Below are 7697 nucleotides of genomic sequence, written 5' to 3'. Positions count from 1 at the left end.
GCCGGTCCGCCGAACTCTACGGACACCTCGCCGGCGGCGAGGCCGAGCACCTCGTGGGCGATGCTGTGGAAGTGGTGGTAGCCGAAGATCCCGTCGCGCCAGGCATTGCTCCAGCCGTGCCGGGCGAAGACCGCCTCCTGGGCAGCGGCATCGGCCGGCAGGGCGCCGCGGTACACCAGCAGCGGGAGCGGCGAGTTCGGGAACCCGGCGCCGTCATCGGCCAGTGGCAGGGCTTCGGGGTGCGTCATGGAGAAGGCAACGCCCGCGGGACGGCACCGGATGCGCCAAGCCGGACGGCACCTGCGGCGCCTCTCTCATGGCGATCGGGGGCGCAGGTTCAGCGCGGCCCTGGCATCGCCTCGGGATCCGCATCCGGGGAACGCTCCGGCGGCGCCTGCCAGGCGGTGATCGTGCGCACGAAGCGCCGCGCGTCGGCGTTGCTGGTGAGGCCCACGAAGCGCCGACGCAGCTCGAGCGCGGCCGCCAGTTCGCCGCCTTCCGTGAAGGCGGTGCGGATCGGGGCGGCATCACTCTCGGAGACGCAGAACATCCCGGGCAGCATGCCGGCCTGATGCAGCCGCCGGCAAGCAACTTGTGCGCGAGAAGGCCTGAACCTGTGGGCCAACATAGGCCAGAGGCCGGATGACCTGCGGGCAAAGGGTCACACCGGAAAGCTTGGCTTCGGCTGTGACGACGGCCCTACCAACGAACTGCCGCCTGCCCCAAGGCGGACCCTCTCTACCAATAGATCTTGCCCCTGTGAGACATCCGGAAAGTGTCTCACGAGAGTTGCCATTCGATTTTTGAGGCATATCGTCCCAGTATACTACGAAACCTAGTGAGAATATCTGCCATGGCGATCCAGACGAAGCGCATCCCGGCTGAGGCAGTCCATCAGCGACCGCAAGCATCGATGACTCCTGGGAGAAAAGAGCCAGGAAAGGCGCCTGCGCCCTCGAGAGATCCCGCAAAGCCGGAAGCGCCTGTGAGACAGAAAGGGGTGATATCCGTGGCCAAGCCCGCGGACAGCGCGGCTCAGAAGACGCCGGAGGCCAGGCAGATGATCGGCTACGCCCGCACCAGCACCCTGGAGCAAGAGGCCGGACTGGCGGCGCAGGAGCGCGACCTTCAGACAGCGGGATGCGACAAGGTGTTCCGTGAGCGGGTGTCATCCGTGGCCAAGCGGCCTGAGCTGGAACGGGCGCTGGATTATGTGCGGGAGGGTGACACCTTGGTTGTCACCAGGCTGGACCGGCTGGCGCGATCCGTCGCGGATCTCATGGGGATCGTGACGCGCCTGGAGGGCAAAGGCGTCGGCCTCATCATCCGGAGCATGGGCAGTCAGGCCGTGGACACGCGCACGCCAACGGGAGAATTGACCCTGACGATGCTCGGGGCGGTGGCCGCCTTTGAACGCGCGATGATGCTGGAACGGCAACGCGAGGGGATCGCGAAGGCGAAGGCTGAGAAGAAGTATAAAGGCCGCAAGCCGACCGCGCGGGCGAAGGCCGATGATGTACGGCGGCTGAAGGCCGAGGGTGTGAAGCCTACGGAGATCGCGCGGCAGCTCGGGATCGGGCGGGCATCCGTCTATCGGGTGCTGGGTGAAGCAGGCTGAGGAACGGTGTTGCTGTCATGGGAAGGCGGTTGTGGTCCGCTGGCAGCGCTGACGGGCCACGTTGGAAGCATATCGGCCATCGCTGATGGTCGGGTAGGAGCCAACGGTCCTGAAATGATCCACGCCACGCGTGATGCAGCGATCAAGGTCAACTGGCTTTGCAGCACTCGACTTTTCAAGTGGGCTTTGCCGGCTTGAGTAGATCAGCATAAACGCCGCTGCCCACAGCATGAACACAGCAGCTATCGCGATCCGCACGGTGTGCTCCGGGTTCCAAGCTGCCAGGATGACATCAAATAAGTAGTGCAAAAAGATAGTTTATCGCTCTATCGGTTTTGTGATCGCATTCGGGACAAGCTGCGCCGCATCCGGCTGAGGATGACCAGCATCCCGATTTGTAGCGCCAGAGATACGAACATCATCGCCGTGATCGTGTCGAGGGTGGCCAAGAAGCGAGCTAGGTCCGTGGTCATGCGGCCTTCTTCCTCGTGCGTGGAGGCTTATCGGTGACGTGTGGCACCTTCGGCGTGAGGGTGATCTTCACCGCCTGCACCGGACCAAGCTTGGTTCGTCGCACCGTCTCATGGCCGTGATGAAGGGAGCGACAGGATCAAATGCGGCCTTCGCCTTCATGAGCGTCTTGCGATCCAGAGCCGGACTGGACGGTTGTGAGGGGCCGTTGGCCTCCAAAGGCTGCGGCTAGGGCTTTCGGCTGCGCCGAGGTGGAATCGTCGTCGGGCTGGTCATGCCGGCCACAGGCCCGCCGCGACTGGAGAAGCCCAGGGAAACGCAGACCGCCCGCCTCACCTTCTCCAAGCGTCGTGAGCTTCCCGGGTCATCTGACACGATGTGCCGATCACGTTTCCGCCCTCAGCGTTCAAGGAACAGCGTCGTAGCCGCGACCCAGTTCCAGCATCTCCGGTGTGCCGATCACCCGGTTCAGCCCGTCGAAGTTGAACATCTGGTCCGCAAAGGGAGTGGTACTGCCGTGCATGGCCAGCGAGGCATAATAGGCCTGCGCGGTCCTGGCGATGGCCCGGACAATGCCGCCCGGGAAGATCACCAGACTGAACCCTCTCTCCCCGAGATCGGCCGCCGAGGCGAGCGGCGTGTCGCCGCCCTCCACCATGTTGGCTAGCAGCGGGCGCAGGCTACCCAGCCGCCGAACAATCGCGCTCATCTGCTCCTGGTCGCGCGGTGCCTCGACGAACAGCAGGTCCGCCCCGGCCTCGGCGTAGAGCGAGGCGCGGTCGAGTGCCGCCTGCAGCCCCTCCACCGCGATCGCGTCGGTGCGGGCGATGATCAGCGTCTCGCTGCTGGCGCGCGCATCCACGGCGGCCTTGACCTTGCCGACCATCTCGGCCGCCGGGATCAGTGCCTTGCCCTGCAGGTGGCCGCACCGCTTCGGCAGGGTCTGGTCCTCCAGCTGAAGGGCGGAGGCGCCGGCGCGCTCGAACAACCGCACGGTGCGCTGGGTGTTGAGCGCGTTGCCGTGCCCATTATCGGCGTCGACGACCAGCGGCAGGCCGATGCGGTCGCGAATGAGCGCGACCGTCTCGCTCATCTCCGTCATGGAAACCAGGCCGATATCCGGCCGACCGAGCCGGGTATAGGCCACGGCGGCGCCAGAGACGTAGGCGGCCTCGAATCCCGCATCCATCGCCAGCTTGGCGGTCAAGGCGTCGTAGATGCCGGGCGCCACCACCGGGCCTGCCTGGGTCAGCCGCTGCTTGAGAGGCATCGTGTCTCCTCCTCGGTGATCCTGCGTTGCGTCAGGCCGGTTCCTGTTGGGTGGCCAGGGGCAGCGGGCTCCAGCGGCGGGCTCCCTCGGTGCCGGTGCGCTGCAGTCGCATCTCGAAGGTGAAGCGGTCCGGCCGGTAGAGAGCATGCAGATGCTCGATCGGTTGGCCGTCCGCGTCCTCGACCAGCCGCGTCAGCGCGATCAGCGGTGCGCCCATATCCACCTGCAGCGCCGCGGCGACCATTGGTCCCGCCAGGCTCGCGGCGATGCTCTGCTTGGCGTCGCCCAGTCGGCGACCGCACCGCTCCAGCAACTCCAGCAGGGGCCGGCTGGCGAGGTCAGCCTCGGAATAAGTTGACCCGATCTGCTCGGGCACGTGCGTGGTCAGGAAGGAGAACGGCTCGCCGGCGACGGAGCGTACGCGGACGGCGCGCTGCGCCCGACTCCCTGGCGGCAGCGCCAGGGCGGCGGCGATGGCCGGAGCGGGAATCCCGTAGCCGAAATCCAGCAGCCGCACCTCGGTGCGGCGCCCCATCTGCTTGAGGTCCGAGAAGACGTCGGAGACGTCGATCGGCCCTGGTGCCGGAACCGATAAGGTCACGAAGGTTCCGACGCCCGGACGGCGCTCCACCATGCCGCTGGCTGCCAGCTGATCCAGGGCGCGGCGGACCGTCATGCGGGAAACGCCGTACTCGGCCGCCAGGTCGGGCTCGCCTGGCAGACGGTCACCGTCCTGCAACGCCCCGCTGCCGATGCGGTCGCGCAGCAGGAGGTAGATGCTGCGGGCCCTGGATGGCTCGACGAGGACGTTCATTCCGCGGCACGTTCCTGAAGGTGCTTATGGTGCTGTCTATTCTGCAGGGATCGTGCTGTCTAGTTTAGCGGACCGGATGGTTGCACGTCGCGGCGCCTTCCGACTAAGCTCGACGCAACGAGACGGGGGAATGGAACAGATGCCGGGACCGCGCGCGCTGTTCGACAAGATCTGGGACGCGCATGCCATCCTCGCGCGAGGACGGCCAGAGCCTGATCTGGATCGACCGGCACTTCTTCCACGAAGGTTCGCACCACGCCTTCAACCAACTGCGCGAGCGCGGCGCCGCGGTGGTCTACCCGACACTCAACATCGGCGTCGCCGACCATTATGTTCCGACCCGCAGCGTTTCCGATGCCGCCGCCATGGGGATGGTGGAGCAACTGTCCCGCAACGCGGCGGCGCATGAGCTGCGCCTGTTCGGGCTGAGTCATGCTGCGCAAGGCATCGTCCATGTGGTCGGGCCGGAGCAGGGTCTGACACTACCAGGGCTGACCGTGGTGTGCGGCGACAGCCACACCTCCACCCACGGCGCCTTCGGCGCCCTGGCTTTCGGCATCGGCGCGTCGGAGGTGGCGCACGTGCTGATGACGCAGACCTTGTGGCAGCGACGCCCGAAGCGGCTACGCGTCACCGTGAATGGACGGCCTGGACCCGGCACCGGTGCCAAGGACATGGCGCTATCGATCATCGCTCATATCGGTGCCGACGGCGCGATGGGCCACGCGGTGGAGTACGCCGGCGAGGCCGTGAGGGACCTGTCCATGGAAGGCCGGCTCACCCTCTGCAACCTGGCCATCGAGAGCGGCGCGCGCTGCGGCATGGTGGCGCCCGACGTGACAACACTTGGCTATCTTCAAGGCCGTCCCTTCGCGCCGAGCGGTGAAGCCTTCGAACGCGCCGCGCAGCATTGGTTAGGCCTCGGCAGCGATGCCGACGCGGTGTTCGACAGAGAGGTTCTGCTGGAGGCAGATAGCATCGCGCCGATCGTCACCTGGGGCGTCAGCCCGGAGGACGCCCTGCCGATCACCGCCACCTTGCCCGACCCGTCACGGGTGCCCAACGAGGCGCGCGCGGCGCAGATCCGCGACGGCCTGGATTACATGGGCCTCCATGCCGGGCAGAAACTGACGGAGATCGCCGTGGACCGGGTGTTCATCGGCTCCTGCACCAATGCCCGGATCGAGGATCTGCGCATGGCGGCCGCCGTGCTTGCGGGGCGGCAGGCCCGGGTTCCCGGGTTGGTCTCCCCGGGATCACGGCTGGTCAAGCAGCAGGCGGAGCAGGAGGGGCTGGACCGCGTCTTCCGCGAGGCGGGACTGGAATGGGCGGATTCCGGCTGTTCCATGTGCGTCGGCATGAATGGGGACTTGGTGCCGGCGGGTGAGCGCTGCGCCTCCACCACCAACCGCAACTTCAAGGGCCGGCAGGGACCGGGCGCCCGCACGCACCTGATGTCGCCGGCGATGGCCGCGGCCGCCGCCGTGCAAGGCCACCTGGCAGATGTGCGGCCGCTGCTGGAAGGACGGCTGTGATGGAGCGGTTTCTCTGGCTGACCGCCACAGCCTGCCCGCTGCCGCTGGCGAATGTGGACACCGATCAGCTGATCCCAGCACGCTTCATGAAGCGGCCCCGCTCTGCCGGCTATGGCGACTACCTGCTGCATGACCTGCGCGCACCGGACTTTCCGCTGATGCGGCCAGAGCGCCAAGGCAGCCGCATCCTGGTGGCGCGGCGCAACTTCGGTAGCGGCTCCTCGCGCGAGGCCGCCGTCTACGCGCTGGTGGATCACGGCTTCCGCTGCGTCCTGGCACCGAGCTTCGGCGACATCTTCGCCGGCAACGCGGTGAACAACGGCCTGGTGCCGGCACGCCTTGGCGAGGAAGAGATCGAGGTGCTGCTGGCTTGGTTGGACGCGGGAAACACCACGCTGACCGTCGACCTCGAGGCGCAATCGGTCGAGGCCGGCGGCCGGCAGTGGTCCTTCGCCATCGACCCGGTTTGGCGCACCAAGCTGCTGAATGGGTGGAGCGACATCGACCTGACGCTCAGCCATCGAGACCGTATCGCCGCCTTCGCTGCCGCGGATGCCTGGTGCCGCCCTTGGGTCCGATTGTCCTGAACCCGCCGACCGCACCCAGCGGCCGCGCCGATCGCAAGCAACGAGGAAAACGTCCATGCCCCTGATGATCTCGCGCCGCGAACTGGCGGGCGGTGCCCTCGCGACGGCGTCGCTGCTGCGCGCCGGAACGGCTTCGGCCCAGGCGGTCTGGCCGAGCCGGCCGGTCCGTCTCGTGATCCCTTATCCACCGGGCGGCTCCACCGACGTGGTAGGCCGGCTGGTGGGTCAGGCGCTGTCGGAGGAGTTGGGACAGCCTTTCGTGATCGAGAACCGCGGCGGCGCCACGGCGACTATCGGCAGCCAGCTCGTCGCTCAGTCGCCACCGGACGGCTATATGCTGCTCTTGTCCAACATCGCGAGCCACGCGATCGCGGCGACGTTGTTCCGCAGCCTGCCCTATGACCCGGTGAAGGACTTCACCCACATCGCCATGCTGGTCACGACGCCCACCATCCTGGTGGTGAACCCGGCCTTTCCGGCGAAGAACCTGGGCGATATCGTGCGGATGTCCCAGGATGCGCCGGGCGGGCTCGACATGGCATCCTCTGGCTCCGGCTCCTCCAACCACCTGCTGCTGGTCCGCTTCGCTGAGTTGACCGGCGCCAAGCTCAACCACGTTCCTTACCGCGGCGGCGGCCCCGCCATGACCGACGTGATCGCCGGCAACGTGCCGATGATGTCAGACACGCTGCCGTCCGCCCTGCCGCATCTCCGCTCCGGCTCGGTGCGACCGATCGCCGTCAGTGGACCGGAACGCTCTGCCCTGGTGCCGGAGGTGCCGACCTTCCGCGAGCAGGGCATCGATCTGATCAACCTGCCCTGGTATGGTCTCTCTGGTCCCGCCGGCATGAACGAGGCGGTGGTGCAGCGTTTGTCGGACGCTACCCGGAAGGTGCTCGGTTCGGCGGCTCTCCAGGCGCGACTGGGAGAGCTGGGCAGCATGCCTGGCCTGATGAGCCCGGCGGAGTACACCGCCTACGTCGCGGCAGAAGCCCAGCGGTGGGCGCCGGTGGTCCGTGCTTCCGGGGCCAGCGCGGAGTAGCGCTGCGAGGCGGTGGGCATTGCTGACGGCGGCACCCTGACCCCCGCTGACTGCAAACAGGCGGCAGGTGGGGATCCGCCTGGCGGAGATCGACCCCCCTGAGAGCCGCCAACCCAGGGGCAGCCGATGAGTGGGCACTTACTCCAGCGCGATCATCACCACAACAACTTGGCGATGCCGATTTTGTGGCCGCAGCCCTGATTCATGGCGGAATTGCTGCCGAACGCTGCCGCCGCTGGCACGTTGGAGCGGAATGCTGCACAGCGAATGGCTACCTGATTCTTACATCCTGATTCTCACCGGCTTCGGCGTGCTGATCGCCCTGGTGGCCTGGTTGCCGCTGGCCCTGAAGCGGCTGCC

Annotated in this window: 6 protein-coding genes and 2 pseudogenes; 4 read left to right on the top strand and 4 right to left on the bottom strand. The window is 67.1% G+C overall.

Annotated features, from left to right (window positions below; all coding sequences use genetic code 11):
- Window positions 1–248: pseudogene (locus tag D2K64_RS22315) on the bottom strand (cupin); the annotation flags it as partial.
- Between the two features lie 89 nt (window positions 249–337).
- Window positions 338–562, bottom strand: coding sequence for a hypothetical protein (locus D2K64_RS22310; protein WP_120010587.1), 225 nt, complete (start codon window positions 560–562; stop codon window positions 338–340).
- A gap of 498 nt (window positions 563–1060) precedes the next feature.
- Here D2K64_RS22310 and D2K64_RS22305 point away from each other — a divergent pair, with 498 nt between their 5' ends.
- A complete protein-coding gene (locus D2K64_RS22305; RefSeq protein WP_120010588.1) occupies window positions 1061–1618 on the top strand; it encodes a recombinase family protein in 558 nt (185 codons plus the stop codon).
- Window positions 1619–2495: 877 nt separating this feature from the next.
- Here D2K64_RS22305 and D2K64_RS22300 read toward each other — a convergent pair.
- Window positions 2496–3359, bottom strand: a complete 864-nt coding sequence (locus tag D2K64_RS22300) for an isocitrate lyase/PEP mutase family protein (protein WP_120010586.1) — start codon at window positions 3357–3359, stop codon at window positions 2496–2498.
- A gap of 31 nt (window positions 3360–3390) precedes the next feature.
- A complete protein-coding gene (locus tag D2K64_RS22295) occupies window positions 3391–4173 on the bottom strand; it encodes a GntR family transcriptional regulator (protein WP_120010585.1) in 783 nt (260 codons plus the stop codon).
- Window positions 4174–4303: 130 nt separating this feature from the next.
- Here D2K64_RS22295 and leuC point away from each other — a divergent pair.
- From leuC to D2K64_RS22280, 3 genes and pseudogenes are all read left to right on the top strand, one after another.
- Window positions 4304–5708, top strand: a pseudogene (gene leuC, locus D2K64_RS22290) (3-isopropylmalate dehydratase large subunit).
- Window positions 5708–6295, top strand: a complete 588-nt coding sequence (gene leuD / locus D2K64_RS22285; protein WP_120010584.1) for a 3-isopropylmalate dehydratase small subunit — start codon at window positions 5708–5710, stop codon at window positions 6293–6295. The pseudogene leuC and the gene leuD overlap by 1 nt, the downstream one beginning before the upstream one ends.
- 55 nt (window positions 6296–6350) lie before the next feature.
- A complete protein-coding gene (locus tag D2K64_RS22280) occupies window positions 6351–7337 on the top strand; it encodes a Bug family tripartite tricarboxylate transporter substrate binding protein (protein WP_157986044.1) in 987 nt (328 codons plus the stop codon).
- Window positions 7338–7697: the final 360 nt, after the last annotated feature.

This window comes from Teichococcus vastitatis (genome assembly GCF_003604215.1).
Classification (GTDB): domain Bacteria; phylum Pseudomonadota; class Alphaproteobacteria; order Acetobacterales; family Acetobacteraceae; genus Pseudoroseomonas; species Pseudoroseomonas vastitatis.
Note: the sequence above shows the minus strand (reverse complement) of the source record. Positions and strands in the feature narration are given on the sequence as shown.

What these genes read in the sequence shown, in the direction of transcription:
- D2K64_RS22305 (WP_120010588.1), top strand. Translation starts at nt 1,061, where the DNA reads ATGATCGGCTACGCCCGCACCAGCACCCTGGAGCAAGAGGCCGGACTG.
- D2K64_RS22310 (WP_120010587.1), bottom strand. Translation starts at nt 562, where the DNA reads ATGCTGCCCGGGATGTTCTGCGTCTCCGAGAGTGATGCCGCCCCGATC.
- D2K64_RS22300 (WP_120010586.1), bottom strand. Translation starts at nt 3,359, where the DNA reads ATGCCTCTCAAGCAGCGGCTGACCCAGGCAGGCCCGGTGGTGGCGCCC.
- leuD (WP_120010584.1), top strand. Translation starts at nt 5,708, where the DNA reads ATGGAGCGGTTTCTCTGGCTGACCGCCACAGCCTGCCCGCTGCCGCTG.
- D2K64_RS22295 (WP_120010585.1), bottom strand. Translation starts at nt 4,173, where the DNA reads ATGAACGTCCTCGTCGAGCCATCCAGGGCCCGCAGCATCTACCTCCTG.
- D2K64_RS22280 (WP_157986044.1), top strand. Translation starts at nt 6,351, where the DNA reads ATGCCCCTGATGATCTCGCGCCGCGAACTGGCGGGCGGTGCCCTCGCG.